At 67.8% G+C, this 15,246-nt stretch carries 12 protein-coding genes and 1 pseudogene; 4 read left to right on the top strand and 9 right to left on the bottom strand.

Annotated elements, in window-relative coordinates; translation table 11 throughout:
• Positions 1 to 368: 368 nt before the first annotated feature.
• Entirely contained in the window at positions 369 to 1,292 is a 924-nt protein-coding gene (locus RZ84_RS30670) for a C1 family peptidase (RefSeq protein WP_043267583.1), read from the bottom strand.
• A 247-nt stretch (positions 1,293 to 1,539) separates the two neighbouring features.
• Entirely contained in the window at positions 1,540 to 2,487 is a 948-nt protein-coding gene (locus tag RZ84_RS35310) for a hypothetical protein (RefSeq protein ID WP_052230262.1), read from the bottom strand.
• A gap of 977 nt (positions 2,488 to 3,464) precedes the next feature.
• Here RZ84_RS35310 and RZ84_RS30660 point away from each other — a divergent pair.
• The 4 genes from RZ84_RS30660 to RZ84_RS30645 all read left to right on the top strand — a co-directional run bounded on the left by RZ84_RS30660 (position 3,465) and on the right by RZ84_RS30645 (position 8,097).
• Positions 3,465 to 4,733: an alpha/beta hydrolase family protein gene (locus RZ84_RS30660; RefSeq protein ID WP_241777936.1), complete on the top strand. Its 1,269-nt coding sequence runs from the start codon at positions 3,465 to 3,467 to the stop codon at positions 4,731 to 4,733.
• Positions 4,734 to 4,866: 133 nt separating this feature from the next.
• Positions 4,867 to 5,232 carry a hypothetical protein gene (locus RZ84_RS39980; RefSeq protein ID WP_198540074.1) on the top strand — a complete coding sequence of 122 codons (366 nt, stop codon included), beginning with the start codon at positions 4,867 to 4,869 and terminating at the stop codon, positions 5,230 to 5,232.
• A 123-nt stretch (positions 5,233 to 5,355) separates the two neighbouring features.
• The gene (gene putP, locus RZ84_RS30650; RefSeq protein ID WP_043267576.1) at positions 5,356 to 6,894 is read left to right on the top strand and encodes a sodium/proline symporter PutP; all 1,539 of its coding nucleotides are present in this window, start codon (positions 5,356 to 5,358) and stop codon (positions 6,892 to 6,894) included.
• A gap of 195 nt (positions 6,895 to 7,089) precedes the next feature.
• Entirely contained in the window at positions 7,090 to 8,097 is a 1,008-nt protein-coding gene (locus RZ84_RS30645) for a sugar phosphate isomerase/epimerase family protein (RefSeq protein WP_043267574.1), read from the top strand.
• A gap of 616 nt (positions 8,098 to 8,713) precedes the next feature.
• Here the strand turns inward: RZ84_RS30645 and RZ84_RS30640 are convergent.
• The 7 genes and pseudogenes from RZ84_RS30640 to RZ84_RS30615 form a co-directional block, all read right to left on the bottom strand.
• A complete protein-coding gene (locus RZ84_RS30640) occupies positions 8,714 to 9,784 on the bottom strand; it encodes a glycoside hydrolase family 43 protein (RefSeq protein WP_043267572.1) in 1,071 nt (356 codons plus the stop codon).
• Positions 9,781 to 10,107, bottom strand: a complete 327-nt coding sequence (locus RZ84_RS41935) for a hypothetical protein (protein WP_241777935.1) — start codon at positions 10,105 to 10,107, stop codon at positions 9,781 to 9,783. The genes RZ84_RS30640 and RZ84_RS41935 overlap by 4 nt, the downstream gene beginning before the upstream one ends.
• A gap of 207 nt (positions 10,108 to 10,314) precedes the next feature.
• A pseudogene (locus tag RZ84_RS37325) lies at positions 10,315 to 10,907 on the bottom strand (galactose-1-phosphate uridylyltransferase); the annotation flags it as partial.
• Between the two features lie 31 nt (positions 10,908 to 10,938).
• On the bottom strand, positions 10,939 to 11,967 hold the full coding sequence (locus RZ84_RS30630; protein ID WP_043267568.1) for a LacI family DNA-binding transcriptional regulator: 1,029 nt from the start codon (positions 11,965 to 11,967) through the stop codon (positions 10,939 to 10,941).
• A gap of 2 nt (positions 11,968 to 11,969) precedes the next feature.
• Positions 11,970 to 13,379, bottom strand: coding sequence for a GH1 family beta-glucosidase (locus RZ84_RS30625; RefSeq protein WP_043267567.1), 1,410 nt, complete (start codon positions 13,377 to 13,379; stop codon positions 11,970 to 11,972).
• Entirely contained in the window at positions 13,376 to 14,254 is an 879-nt protein-coding gene (locus tag RZ84_RS30620) for a carbohydrate ABC transporter permease (RefSeq protein WP_043267565.1), read from the bottom strand. Before RZ84_RS30620 ends, RZ84_RS30625 begins: the two co-directional genes overlap by 4 nt.
• A gap of 2 nt (positions 14,255 to 14,256) precedes the next feature.
• Entirely contained in the window at positions 14,257 to 15,240 is a 984-nt protein-coding gene (locus RZ84_RS30615) for a carbohydrate ABC transporter permease (RefSeq protein ID WP_063772719.1), read from the bottom strand.
• Positions 15,241 to 15,246: the final 6 nt, after the last annotated feature.

Here is a 15,246-nt window from a genome sequence, read left to right as displayed (position 1 = left end):
GCCCGGCCGCGCACGGCATACGTGCGCGCCGAAGCGGAAGGGCATATGGGTGGGCAAAAGTGCGTGAAGGTGTTGAACGTTTGTGGTGGGGTCCTGGGGCAGGATTCACGCTTCGTCGGCAACCGGCGAGGTCCCAGACGCGTTGTAACCGGTCTGCCTGGGAACCTTCTCCCCTTCCCGCTTCAACGGCGCCCTGCGGAAGTGGTACGGGCCGCGCACACCATACGGAAGGGCAGGCGCCGTCCCGTCACCCACCGGCGCGCCCGTATGTGACGTGTCGAGAGGGATCGATCTCGTACACACGGGCACGCCGGCCGGGATGCCGGGACTACTGGGGACTACGGGGGACTATTGGGGACTATTGGGGACTATTTGACCAGTTTGCCGATGGCGTTGGCTTCCTGGACCTGGCTGGACAGGAAGTCCCACGACAGGTTGGCGTAGCCGCCGTCGCCCCAGTTGCCGCCCCAGGAGTTCTCGACGCGGACGCCCTGGTTGTTGTAGCCGACGATGGTGATCTCGTGGCCGCCGAGAACCGGGTCCTCGGCGTCGCCGGGCCGGTAGGAGTAGTCGGTCGCCTGCTGCCGTTTGATGTCCTGGAAGCTCTGATGGACCGGGAGGGAGATGGCGACTGGTTCGCCGTCGGCGAGGGCCTGCTTCACGTCGGCCTGGATCTGGTTGCCGGTGTGCAGCTTGGTGTGGCCCGACAGCTTCCAGTGCGCGGCGTTCTGGCGCTCGGCGTCGGTCGGCTGGGTGGTGAAGTCGAAGTCGCCCTGGTTGTAGTCCGACTTCGAGTCGACGCCCTGCGACTCCGCGATGCTGAACGTCGCATCAGGGTTGCTGCCGTGGTCGTTGCCCTTGACTATTTGGGCGTACGTGTACATGGGCGCCTGCGGACCGCCGGATATGCCCTGCTGCTTTTCCTGGATGCTGTAGCCGGAATGGTCGATGGCCCAGGACACGCATGAGCTGACCCTGCCCTGGTTGCCCGGGGCTATCGCGTACTTGCTCAGGTCCACGCTGCTCGGCACGTTCTTGGGGGCGCCGTCCTTGTGCGGTGAGAGGGCGGCGAGGCGGGAGACGACCGAGGCGTGCGAGGAGAGCGTGCTCATCTTGCCGCCGGACGGCAACTGGGCACCGAGCGCGAAGTGCTGATGCACATCGGGGTGGGCCTCGGGCGCGCCCGAGGCCAAGGCGATGCCACCGGACACGGCGGCAATGGCGCCGCCGATGGCCACAGTGATGACCACGCGGGATTTCTTGTGCGCCTTCTTCTTGTGCGAAGAGTTCATGTGGGGGGCTCCTCGAGAATGGATGGATGTTCTGCGACCCGGTACGGGTCACGGGGCCGCCGACCGGGGTCGGTCGGCGGAGCTTGGAGGGGGCGGCGGGGTGCGCCTGGGATCGGGTGGTGCTGGGCGCGGGTGTACGGAGCAGCGCAGGCCGGCGCTCGTACGGAACCGTTGCTACGCGTGCCGTGCTGTGGTGGCCGAGGTGGACCCGGCGAGCCTGCCGGCCAGTGGCCTACGGAGCTGTTTTTCAACATCCCTGCGAGGCAAGGTAGTTCAACAAGTGGGTCTGGTCGGCGGCAGGCAGCATCGGCGCGGAGTGGTGGGTCGAGGGGCGCGTGGCTATCGCGTGGGGCGACAGACTCCCGGTACCGCGCCAGGCGTGCCTGTAGCCAGGGATAAGGGTGCGACAGCGGGTGCGCCGGAGCAGCGCGGCCGGGATCCAGGCGAGGTCTGGCTGAGGCTCGCAACCGAAGACCCAGTTCGGCATGGTCCCCTCAACCTGCCTGGGACCGCCTGCGGTTCCGGCGCCGTATCGCGATGGTGCCGCCGGCCAACGCGACCGCGACAGCTCCCGAGGCGCCGAGTTGCGTGGGGGCAACGATGGATGGGGCGGTGTGGAGGCCAGGCCGTAGCCGCCAGCCAGTCCTTTGCGGTCATACGCGGACCCAGGCATCTTGTCCACGTAGCGGCTGTGTACCAGCTTCTGGTAGGCGGCGAGCGTCATCGCCCGCTTGCCCTGCAGCCCTGAGGTTGCTTCCCGGTTGAGCGGTTCGACGATGCCGTTCTTCAGGCGGTACCAGGCGTGGATCTGCGGCTCGGTGAAGACCTTTGAGCGGTCGGTGGTCTGTTTGCCGTAGGTCAGATCGCTGTCGCCGTCGCGTACGCCCATCAGGTGCCAACTTCCGCTGTTGCCACCGCCCTTGGCCGTGGAGGAGAGCAGGACCGTGGCCTTGTGCCCGTTGGCGTCGTTCACCCGGGAGGCCAGGTACGACAGGCGTGTCACGTTGCCTGTGGTGGGCTTCGTCTTCCCGGTGACGAATTCGGGTGTGAGCTCGTACAGGGCGACCGGGTCGTTCAAGCTGAACGTCTGCTGGTCGTTGTGTGCGCCAGGCGTCATCGGTGCCGCCGCACCCGAGCCGCCGTCGGCGCCGGCGTTGGCCGTTGTACCGAGGAATCGGGAGACCGCGGTGTGCACGTGCTATGTAGAAGGATCCGGAGTCCGACCAGATCCAGCGGGAGTCGTTCTGCACGGCCTCGCCCTGGACGCGGCAGGTCATCGAGACTTTGCTGCCGACCGTGGCCTGACCGACGATGCGGGCGGAAAGGCTGGCCGACGACCTTTCGTTGATGCTGCGGTGGTTGCTCCGGCCGCCGGTCACGCTACCGGACACCGAACCGGCCTTGGCGTTGCCACCGCTGAGCAGTAATGCGGCGGCAACTGCGGCTACCGCCATCACCGTTAATGCTCTCCAGAGAGTTATGAAGCGGGGAAGACGCATGTATGGACTCTTTCGAGGTGTGGGGGGATTTCTTGCCCAGGCCGTTGGGCGGTTGGTGTTGGAGCACGTCGAGTCGTCACCCGGCGAAGTCCGTACGGAACCGGCCGGTGCACGTTTCGCGAAGATGGTTCGGACCTAACCCGCCCAGGACACCTTCGCCTGTGCTCCCTGTTACCGGTTAATTCCGCTGCGCATACCCACTGCCGTGCGTGCAACGAACGGCAGCCATGCCTCCCTGGCCGTCGCGCTCGGAATGCGCTGGGGAATTGGTATCGCATCTTCACCGGCTCTTCAAATGACGCTGCGTCAACTCGCTTACACTACTGGGGAGTACTGGGGAAAAATCGCCGGTCCACAAATGCCGCAAGAGCTTTCGGTAGCCCGACGGATTGCAGGATCCTGGGTAGCTTTGCGTAATTCGCGACGTCGCATCGAGTATCGCGACCCGATACTGACGGTCACCCGCCGGTTGTCTTCTTCCGTACGGATTCCGCCCGCTGCTGATGGCCGGCTGCAAGTTCGGCGTTGAAAGACCCGGTCGGCCAACTGTGCGGTAATAAGAACTCTCCGTATAAATAAGGGACTTAGGTAGAGCATGGGGAATCGCCTATTACGATGAGCGCCAACCGCTCGCTGTTCAGGCGGCGTTCACCCCCACGGAGAAGGTCTGCTCGTGAAACACGCACGAAGGCGTCACAACCGGTTGCGCACCCGGGTCGCCAGCACTACTGGAGCGCTGGCCGTCCTCCTGGGCGCCGGAGTCGGGTCGGCTGCCGCCGCCGGGAAGAACACCGGGACGCCCCTCACCGCCGCGGCGGCCCTGGACCACGCGGCACAAGCCCCGGGCCAGGCCACGCCTCCGGACGCAGCCCCGGCCCCGGCCCCGGGCCAGCTGACGCTCCCCGCCCCGACCGGGCGCCATCGCGTCGGCACGGTCGACCTCCACCTGCGCGACGCGAAACGCATGGATCCCTGGGTGCCCGGACAGCAGCGCGAGCTGATGGTCTCGCTGTGGTACCCGGCCACGCACACCTCCCGCTACCCCGCCGCACTCCTCCCCAACAGCCAGCAGGTGCTGCCGGGCGGGGTGACCCTGCCCACCACCGCCGGGCACACCGGCGCCCCGGTTGACCGCAAGGCCGGCAAGCTGCCGGTGCTGCTGTACTCGCCCGGCGGGCGCGGGAACCGGGCGACGGGCACCGCACTGGTTCAGGACCTGGCCAGCCGCGGCTACCTGGTCGTCACCATCGACCACACCCACGACACCGACGATGTGGTGTTCCCTGGCGGACGACACGAGGCGAGCATGCTGCCGCCAGCCTCCAAATCGCGCGACTTGATCGACGTCCGGGCGGCGGACGCCCACTTCGTCATCGACCAGCTGGCCGAGATCGCCCGCGGCCACAACCCGGATGTGGAACACAAGCCGCTCCCCCACGGGCTGACCCCGGCCGTGAGCACGAAACGCGTCGGGATGTTCGGCGCTTCCCTCGGCGGAGGGTCGGTGGCCGCTGCCATGCACGCGGACTCCAGGATCGACGCCGGCGTGAACCTGGACGGCCAGCTCTTCGGCTCGTCGGTCCACCAGCGGCTCGACCGCCCCTACATGCTGTTCAGTTCCGAACACCACAACCGCAACAGCGACCGGAGCTGGGCGCGGCTCTGGGAAAACCTGCATGGCGAGCGGCTCGACCTGAAGCTGCGCGGCTCCGGGCACAACTCCTTCGTCGACAACCAGGTCCTGTTCCCCCAGGCGCCGGGCGCATTCGGGATAACCCCGGAAGTGATGCAACAGGCACTCGGCACGATCGACCCCAATCGCTCCATCGAGGTCCAGCGCACCTACGTCGCAGCCTTCTTCGACAAGTATCTGCGCCACCGGCACAGCCACCTGCTCGACGGCCCCTCGCACCACTACCCAGAGGTCGACTTCGTCCGCTGAACCGACCGGAGGCCACCGTCGACAACTCCACCGTCGGCCACTGAACAGGTCGACGGTATGCCGCCGCGGCCACACCTTGAGGAGATTCATTGCCAGAGCAGCCCGGCATCTCGCCGCCCTCGTACTGCTCATCTTGGCCCTCGTCGTTCCCGAGGCCCTCCAGGCCACTGCCCGCGCCGAGACGGCTCCGCTGCCGTACCCGACACGGTCCGACTACCGCATCAAGGGCATTCAGCCCGACTTCTGGTCCAACAAGGACGAGATCGCCGGCAACAACGCCGGCGGTGTGTCCATGAACCTCCTCTGGGCGGCCTGGGAGCCAAGTGCCAGAACAGCGCCCTGCTCGCCACCGCCCAGTCCTTCGGCAACATCGCCTCCTGCGCCGTCGTGGGCGTGCTGTGAACCGCCGTCCCCCACTGCCGCGTTCACCTACCCCACGGCCTCGACGGGCCTGGCCTCGCCGGCCTCCTGTACGCCGCACGCCGACCGACCGCCGTAAGCAGGCCCGCCGGTTCCCGAACCACGGACTCAACTCCGGCTCCCGGGGCCAACACCCCGTGGATTCCCGTCCGTTCGCCCTCCGCAATTCCCGAAATCGCTGGAAACCGCCGACGGAGAAAAGATGAGACTGCAGCTCACGCAGATGGTTCCGGTCATGCTCGTCTTCGGGACCTTCTTCCTCGCGATGATCGTCTTCGGCATCGCCGTGTACGAGGAGACCCAGACCTTCACCGACTTCACCCTCGGCGGCCGCCGGCTCAACGCCTTCATAGCCGCCCTGTCCGCCGAAGCCAGTGACATGTCGGGCTGGCTGTTTCTCGGCCTGCCCGGTGCCGTGTACGCGGCAGGGATCGGCGCCACGTGGATCGCGATCGGACTGGCCATCGGCACATACCTCAACTGGCGTCTGGTCGCGCCCCGTCTGCGCACCTACACGCAGCTGGCGAACAACTCCGTGACGCTCTCCGCCTACCTGGAAGAACGGTTCGAGGACGACAGCAGGGTGCTACGCACCGTCTCGGCCGCGGTCACCGTCGTGTTCTTCACCGTCTACGTCGCGAGCGGATTCATCGCGGGCGGCCTGCTCGTCGGCCAACTCTTCGGCACCGGCTTCGGGTTCGGGCTCACGGTCTTCGCCGTGGTGATGGTCACCTATTCCGTCCTGGGCGGCTTCCGCGCCGTGAGCACCTCGCACTCGGTCCAAGGCACCCTCATGGTTCTCGCCGCATTCGCCCTCCCCCTGATCGGGCTCTGGCAGCTCGGAGGCTTCGGGCCGCTGTTCCACGCGCTCGCCGCCAAGAGCCCGTCCTTGCTCGACATGGGGACAAAGGCAAGTTTCGATCACGGCCAGTGGGGCGCCGGCAAACCGCTCGGCGCCATCGCGGTGATCTCCCTGCTCGCCTGGGGGCTCGGCTACTTCGGGCAGCCCCACATCCTGGCCCGCTTCATGGGCATCAGCAGCACAGCCGACATCCCCGCAGCCCGGCGTATCGGTGTGAGCTGGGTGTTCGTCGCGCTGGCCGGTGCCAGTCTCGCGGGACTGATCGGGATCGCCGAGCTCCACCAGCCGCTCAAAAAACCGGAGTTGGTCTTCATCGCCCTGTCCGCACAGCTGTCCAACCCATGGGTCACCGGCCTGCTGCTCGTGGCCGTACTCGCCGCGATCAAGTCCACCGCGGACAGCCAACTGCTGGTCTCGGCGACGTCGCTCTCCGAGGACTTCTTCCGCGCGTTCCTCAAGCGGCGGGCCCCGGACACGGCGTTGGTATGGGTGGCCCGCGGGACCGTGATCGTCGTCGCCCTGGTCGCCTATGTGATCGCGCTCAGCGGCGGCGACACCGTGCAGGACATCGTCGCCTACGCCTGGGCCGGCTTCGGCTCCTCCTTCGGCCCGGTGCTCCTGCTGTCGCTCTACTGGCCGCGGATGACGAAGGCCGGGGCCCTGGCCGGCATCATGGCGGGTGCCCTCACCGTGGCGCTCTGGAAGTACATCGACCCGCTGCTCGGCCCGCTCCAAACCGGTCTCTACGCGATGGTGCCGGGGGTGCTCGCCGCCACGGCCGCCGCGCTGCTGTTCGGCGCCTTCGTCGGCCGGCCTCCGCGGCGCGTCTGGTCGGGTTCCATGGAGAAGAAGGAGCCTTCCAGGGTGCCCATCGGCTGAGTCGGCCGGCTCCACCGCGCGCCACGGTCGCCCCGACAACAGACCGAGCCGTTCGGCGTCTGGTGCCACCACGCCACCTTCGCCCACAGCCGCGACGGCCCCATACATGTCTACGACGCCGCCCGCGCCGCGGCGCTCACCAAGGTGGTACTCGCCACCCTCCACAACCGACCCTGGACAAGGCGAACTGACCAGATGAAACTCGGTTTCCTCACCGCATGCCTGCCCGCCCTACCGCTCGACGAGATCGCTGCCTGGGCCGCAGAACACGACTACCAGGCCCTGGAAGTGGCCACCTGGCCCGTCGGCAATCGCGACTCAGCAGCCGCCCACCTCGACGTGGCCCACTTCGGCCAAGCCGACGCCGACCGGGTCCGTGCGCTCATCGACCGACACGGCCTCGAACTGTCGGCCTTCGCGTACTACGAGAACAACCTGCACCCCGACGAGCACCGCCGCGCCGAAATCGCCACGCACCTACGCCACACCATCGATGCCGCCTCCCTGCTGGGCGTTCCGTACGTCGGCACCTTCATCGGCCGCGACCCCGACCGCACCGTCAAGGAGAACATCGCACTGGCCGAGAAGGAACTACCGCAACTCGTCGACTACGCAAGCGAACGCGGCGTGAAGATCACCATCGAGAACTGCCTGATGACGGAGTGGCACCCGGACGGCTACCCGGGCAATCTCGCCTACTCCCCCGAGCTGTGGGAATGGATGTTCTCACTCGGCCTCCACCTCAACTACAACCCCTCGCACCTGATCTGGCAGGGCATCGACCCCGTCGAAGCGCTCCGCCGCTACGTCGACCACATCCCGCACGCGCAGGCCAAGGACACCCAACTCGACCCCGTGCGCCGCAACCGCCACGGCGTCTTCGGCAAGAGCATCGAGCGCGACGACCCATGGGACAACAGCTGGTGGCCCAACCGCATCCCCAGATTCAGCGACCTCGACTGGCGGCACATCGCCGACAGAGTCGAGAACGACGGCCCGTGGCACAACGGCTGGTGGCGGCACCGCATCCCCGGTCTCGGCGACATCAACTGGCGACGCATCGTCGACACCCTCTACGAGGGCGGCTTCACCGGCGTGCTCTCCGTCGAGCACGAGGACCCCGTCTGGAGCGGCAATGAGAAGAAAGTCAAAGACGGCCTGCGCCTCGCCCACCGCACCCTGCGCCCGCTCATCCTCACCTGACCCCGGCCGACCCGCCGCCGGCACCCCTCCCGACCGACTCTCCCCACAGCGCGCGCTCCACGATCCACACCCACTCCGAGCAACTGCACACCAATCGGCCAGGTGCCACTGTTCGGCGAGACCGTCCGGGGCCGGCTCCCACCAGCTGGGCACCGGGACGCGGCTGGTTCCCCCTCGTCCCGGCTCGTTCGTAACTGCCGTACCCGCCGCACCGGTCCCCGCGGGGACGGCTCAGCGCAGCCCGTGTCGCCGGGCCACCATCCGCTCGACCGTCGCGGCGGACAGCAGCGGTCGCAGGAGGAGGACCGCGGGGGCGTTGCTGTCGACCCGTAGTGCGGGCTGGGCCGGGCGGTGTCGATGGCCCTGAGGACGGTGGCGGCGACCTTCTCCGGGGCGACCTCGTTCGCCTCGTTGGCGTTCACGGCGGCCGTATCGTCCGGTACCCGCCCGCGAACGGCGAACCGTCGGCCAGGTACTCGGTGCGCCGCTCGCTGATGTCGGCGGTCACATCCCCGATGACCAGCCCCTTCACAAGATCACGCCGACCTTGCAAGAGCTTGCAAGAGCCCTGGCCGCTCACCGGTGACAAATCGCGGCCACCTTCGCACGACCGCCATCACTCGAAAAACTTGAGGCTCCAGCCGGTGTTCGTGTTCGGGCCGGGGACATTCGCGTGCCCGTAAGTGATATCGCCCCACCAGCAGAACGAGCCGGTGTACCAGTACCGGTTCTGCCACGAGTACGGCGTTCCCTTCGAAACCGCGTGGAACATCAAGGGAAATCGCGCCCCGGCAGGGGGGCTGGTGTTGATGTCGCCGTTCAAGAGGACGAAGCTGTGGTGGCCGGGACCATCGGCGAACAGCGTTGGCTCCCAGCCTCGCATCATCGTTGCGCGGTGGGAGCCGAACAGGCAGCCGTTCGACTTGTACCAGTCCCACACGTTCGTCGGGTCACCGCCCGCCCGCAGCCTCAGGTCGGCCAGGCAGTACTGGTCGCTCCAGCTGCCGTTGGCGGAGTACACGATGTGCAACTGTCCGTTCGGGTCCTTGATCGCCTCCGGTGCCTCGTTGACGAACGGGTAGCCGACCACCCGCTCCCAGCTCTCCCGCGGCTGGGAGATGATGTGCCGTGCGCCGGTCGGCGTGGTCGGGCTGCTCATCCGGGTGATGTAGAGATTCTGCTCGACGTTGACGTCACCGGCCCAGCCTGACCAGACGAACCAGCGCTGACCGTTGAAGCTGAACGTGGTTCCGTCGATGGCCCACTTGTCATCCGGCAGATCCAGCTTCTTCTCGGTGGTGTATCCACTGTCCGGGTTGGCGGAGCTGATCACGAACATCCTGTGGGCCGGTCCGCGGCCGGCCGAGAAGTAGACGTAGTAACGGCCGCCGTCCATCAGGATCTTCGGAGCCCAGACCTCACCGAGGCCGCGTGTGTCCGACCAGACCAGCCGTGCCGGCACCGAGGCCAGAGCGCCTGTGGACGGAGCCTGCCGAACGGCGATGCCTCCACCGGTCGATTCCACCGAGATGTAGGTGCCACCGGCCCGGAGCACACTCGGGTCCGCATTGCGGATACCGGTTCGAGTCGCCTGGGCGGGCTCGGCGGACGACAAAGACATCACGCCGGCAAGGACGCCGGAAAGCAGCAAGGCGACAGCGCCGGAAAGCAAGCGAGAAGACTTCATCCCATAGTCCCCTTCCATGGCCAGGCTGCGACTTTCGCAGCCTCGTGAACGTTGGATTGGAGTGGCCCGACGGTGTCACAGACATGAGGAATATCGGCAGTGGCTCTTGGCGGGTGACGTCGTATCGGGCGCAGCAGGCGGAAGGTGAGGGCGCACTCCAGGCCGTCGAGGAGAAATGGCCCGCGCGTCGGTACCGTGCTGTCGATTGCGAGGTCGGCGTCGCCAACCGGGTGGCCGGCCCGGCGCAGCGTCCATTCCACCGCGGCGGGGTACTTGGCCCAGCCGGGCACCGCACCCGGATTCAGCTGGTCGATCGTGAGCACGACGATCCTGCCCTCGGCCCGGCTGCATCAGCCCGTCGCCGCGGCGGTGGGCCTCGACGTGGGTGGCGTGCGGCAGGGCGATCGGCAGGACGAACCCGTGGTTGTAGTCGGTGTGTTCGCCGATCAGGTTCACCGGGCTGGCGGAGGCACAGGCGCCCTTGGGGGCGTGGCCGTAGAGCTCGGCGAAGGCGAAGGCGGCGGTGGTGTTCATGAAGTGACCTCCCGCAGCCGGCGGGCCGCTTTCTCGGGGGTGACGTCGTTGACCAAGGCATCCATGCCGGACTCCGCGCCGGCCAGGTACTTGAGTCTGTCGGAGGTACGCCGAAATGGTGAACAGCTGTAGTTGCAGGGCGAGTTCGGCCCGCTGCCCGGTCGGCGCCTGGTGCCAGGCGGAGATGTACGGGGTGCGGCTGCCGCCGAAGAGTCGGTCGAACTGGCCCAGCAACTCGAGGTAGGGGAAGGGAATTCGGCGCGTTGCGGCTCGTCGAGGCAGGTCGGGTCGGGCAGCGGGCGGTGCGGGTAAAGGTGCACCTCGTACGGCCGGCGGCCGGCGAAGGGAACGAAGGCCATCTGGTACTCCCTGGCGGTCACCGCCCTTGCGCCGTGGGCGCATTCGGCGGCGAGGAGGTCGTCGAAGAGTTTGCCGGCCGGTGGCGGCGCGGTGCGCGGTGGCGCGCGCGACCGTCGGGGGCGGTGAAGGGGAAGGCGCAGATCTGGCCGTGTGGAGAGGCGAGGGTGATGCCGATCTCGGCGCCGCGGTTCTCGAAGCAGTGAACCTGCTCCACGCCGGGCAGGGCGGATGCTCCGCTGGAGGGAACACCCGACCACCCTTCACGTGGAAGCGCGAATCACGAGTTCGGTGGGCAGGATCACGGGGGATTCAACGGCTTTGCCCTGGATCTGTGCGTCCAGCAACTGGACCAGGGCGCCGCCGAGTTCCTCGACCGGTTGTCGCACCGTGGTGAGGGGCGGATCGGTGTGGGCGGCGAGTACCGAGTCGTCGAAGCCGACCACCGCGACGTCGTCGGGAACGGGCGCCCCCGCCTCGCGCAGGGCGTGCAGCGCGCCGAGCGCCATGACGTCGGAGGCGACGAACACGGCGTCGAGGTCGGGCATTGTCTCCAGCAGGCCGGCCATGGCCTGCTGTGCTTCCTCCTGGCCCATGCCGCCGTCGGCGATCAGCGGGAGGAGCGGGCGGATGCCCGCCGCCTGCAGGGCGTCCCTGAAACCCCTGAGGCGGTCGATGCCGGAGCTCATGTCCTGCCGTGCGGTGATGGTCGCGATCTGCCGGCGTCCGGTGGCCAGTAGGTGGGCGACCGCCTGCTCGGCGCCGCCGCGGTTGTCCACATCGGCGTAGGGGACGTCGGGGTCGCCGAGCGGACGCCCGGCGACGGCGACGGGAACACCGGCGGTCAGGAGCGTGCCGGGTAGTGGGTCGAGCCCGTGCAGGGAGACGAGGACGGCCCCGTCGACGTGGCCGCCGAGGAGGTACCGTTCGAGCCGTTCACGCTCCTCGGCGCTGTGTGCCATCAGCAGCATGAGGTGCCGGTCGGTGGCCGAAATGGCGCGGCTGGCGCCTCTGGTCAGGGCCGCGAAGAACGGCTCGGCGGAGATGTGGGATTCGGATTCGCTGACGACCAGCGCGATGGTGTCGGTACGCCGCGTCACCAGCGAACGGGCCGCGTTGTTGGGCGTGTAGCCGGTTTGCCGGATGGCGTTCTGCACGGCGGCGCGGACCTGCGGTCGCACGTGGGGGTAACCGTTGATGACCCGGGAGACGGTGGCGGCAGAGACCCCCGCCACGGCGGCGACGTCGTTCAGCGTCGGCCGGTCCGTGCCGGTGGGGCGTTCGTGGTCCACGCTCACAGATTCGTCTCCGCCAGTCCGTTGCGCGCGATGACCTCGGCATACCACCGGGCGCTGTCTTTGAGAAGCCGTCGGCGCGACGGGTAGTCGACGTGCACGATGCCGAAGCGCTTCGAGTAGCCCTCGGCCCACTCGAAGTTGTCGAGGAGGGACCATAGGAAGTATCCCCGTAGGTCGACGCCTTGGCTCATGGCCAGGCGCGCCGCTCGCAGGTGCCGGTCCAGGTAGTCGATGCGCTGCGGGTCGTGAACGTCGCCCCCCGGGTCGGCGATGTCGTCGTAGGCGGCGCCGTTCTCGGTGATCACCAGAGGTGGTGCCGGGTAGTCGCGGTGGACCCGCAGCAGAGTCTCGGCAAGGAAGTCCTGGTTCACCTCCCAGCCCATGGCCGTGACCTCCGTGCTTCGCGTGACGAACGTTACGTCCTCGGCGCCCACCCAGGGAGAGGGGCGGGCGGGCTCGCCGTCGCCGGAGCCGGAGGCGATCAGGCGGGTGTAGTAGTTGATGCCGAGCAGATCGAGCGGGGCGGCGATCAGCTTCGTGTCTTCGGCCTGGATGTGGCTGAGGTCGCTGACGTGGTCCAGATCGGCCAGGACGTCGTCGGGATAGCGGCCGAGCAGGACGCCGTCGAGGAAGAAGCGGTTGATCAGTCCGTCCAGCCGGCGTGCGGCGTCGGTGTCCGCGGGCGCTGAGCTCGCGGGAGTGATCGGTGTGAGGTTGAGCGCGATGCCGAGCTGGTTGCCGTCGTCGTGGGCGCGGAGCGCCTGCACGGCCAGGCCGTGCCCGACGAGCAGGTGGTGGGCTGCGCGGACCGCGGCCGTGCGGTCCTGCACGCCGGGCGCGTGCACGCCTGCGGCGTATCCCAAGTAGGCAGCACACCACGGCTCGTTGATGGTCAGCCAGTGGCCGACCCGGTCGTGGAGCGCCGCGTACACCGTTGTGGCGTAGTCGGCGAACCTGTGGGCCGTCTGTCGGTCGGTCCATCCGCCCTGGTCCTCCAGCGTCTGGGGCAGGTCCCAGTGGTACAGCGTGATCCACGGTTCGATGCCGTGGGCGAGGAGTTCGTCGACCAGGCGCTGGTAGAAGTCCAGGCCCTTGGTGTTCACCCGGCCTTCGGGGCAGATCCGGGGCCAGGCGAGCGAGAGCCGGTACCCCTGCACGCCGAGGTCGGCCATCAGTGCCACGTCTTCGGCGAACAGGTGGTAGTGGTCGGTGGTGACGTCTGCGGTGTCGCCGTTGCGGGTCTTGCCCGGGGTGTGGCTGAAGGTGTCCCAGATGGAGGGCGCGCGGCCGTCCTCGGTGACCGCTCCCTCGATCTGGTAGGCGGCGGTCGCCACACCCCAGGTGAAGCCGCGCGGGAAGCGGAGCCGGCTGGTCTGCTGAGCGGTGGAGGTTGCTTGCGTGGTCATCCCTTGACTGCTCCTTGCATGATGCCGCCGACGATCTGACGGCCGAGGACCATGAAGACGAACAGCACCGGCAGGATCCCGAGCAGGGTGCCGGCCATGATCTCCGACTGGTCCGGGACGTAGCCACTGGACAGGGCCGCGATCTCGGTCTGGACCGTCGGGTGGTCGGACCCGCCCAGCGCGATCAGCGGCCAGAACAGGTCGTTCCAGGTGGACATGAAGGTGAGCATCCCGAGGACGGCCATCGCCGGGCGGGCCGTCGCCAGCACGATCGACGAGAAGATGCGCAGGTTCGACGCGCCGTCGATGCGGGCCGCTTCGATCAGCTCGTCGGGCAGGGCCGTGATGAGGTACTGGCGGAGGAAGAACACGCCGAACGCGCTGACCAGGGTCGGGACGATGACGGACTTGAGGTCGCCGGCCCAGTGCAGCTTCGCCATCAGCAGGTAGAGCGGAACGATGCCGATCTGGTACGGGATCATCATCGTGCCGATGGTGAGGCCCAGCAGGGCGTTGCGGCCGCGGAACCTGAGCTTGGCGAAGGCGAAACCGGCGAGCGTGCCGAACATGACGGTGCCGGCGGCGACCGCCGTCGACACGATCACCGAGTCGAGCAGCGCTTTGCCCATGTTCACGTCGGTGAAGGCCCGGCCGAAGTTGTGGAACAGGTTGGGTCCGGGCAGCAGGTTGGGGGTCGCCTGGTTGATCTTCGTGTTCGAGGTCGACGCGGCGACGACCGTCCACAGCAGCGGCGCGGCCGAGACCAGCGTGACGGCGGCCAGAACGAGATAGGTGAACTTCCCCGCGGCGAGCTGGCCACCGGCCTGCCCCGCCTTCGGGGCACGCGGGCGCGCGGACGCGATGACGACGGTCATGGCTACTCCGAGTCCTTCATTCGCCGGGCGATCAGGGCATTGATGACGACGAACACCAGGATCACCAGCAGCATCGCCCACGCGATCGCGGCGGCCCGGCCCAGGTTCTGGTCGGTGAAGCCGCGCTCGTAGAAGTACATGGACAGCGTCTGGTAATCGCGGTTCGGGCCACCGCTGACCTTGTTGCCGGGCGCGAACAGGTAGGGCTCGCCGAAGATCTGGAGCGAGCCGATCGTCGAGACGATCACTGTGAAGATGATCGTCGGGCGCAGCGCCGGGATGGTGACGTGGCGGAACTGGCGCCAGCGCCCGGCGCCGTCGATGGCAGCCGCCTCGTAGAGCTCGGACGGGATCGACTGCATCGACGCCAGGTAGATCAGGGCGTTGTAGCCGGTCCAGCGCCACATGATGATCGTGGCGATCGCGATCTGGCCCGGCCAGCGCCGGTCCTGGAAGTCGATGTTCTTCATCCCGAACCAGTGGTGCAGGACGTAGTTGACCATCCCGTAGTCGCGGTTGTAGAGCTGCGCGAAGACGAGCGTGGCGGCGGCGATCGAGGTGGCGAAGGGAAGCAGGACCGCGACCCGCCAGAACGTGGAGCCACGGAGCCGGTAGTTGAGCAGGTGCGCGATCCCGAGCGCCAGCAACAGCTGCGGCACCGCCGACAGCAGACCGATCGAGAGGGTGTTGCGCAGCGCGTTCCAGAAGAACTCGTCGTGCCAGAGGCCGGCGAAGTACTGGAACCCGACGTACGAGCCGGTCTCGTCGACCCGCTCAAGGATCGTGTGGTGCAGCGAGATCCAGGCCGTCCACAGCAGCGGGTAGAGCCCGAATACCGCGAACAGGACGAAGAACGGGGCGACGAACGCGTACGGCGTGAACCGCTGGTCCCAGCGGGTCGCGAGCCCCGCCGCGACCGGCAGCCGGCGACGCGTCCCCTGCTGCGCCGTCGAGGACTCGACGGCCGGTGGTTGGGTGAGCATCATGAACCG

Origin of the sequence: Streptomyces sp. CT34, from assembly GCF_000805335.1 — a bacterium.
In the GTDB taxonomy this organism is placed as follows: domain Bacteria; phylum Actinomycetota; class Actinomycetes; order Streptomycetales; family Streptomycetaceae; genus Streptomyces.
Note: the sequence above shows the minus strand (reverse complement) of the source record. Positions and strands in the feature narration are given on the sequence as shown.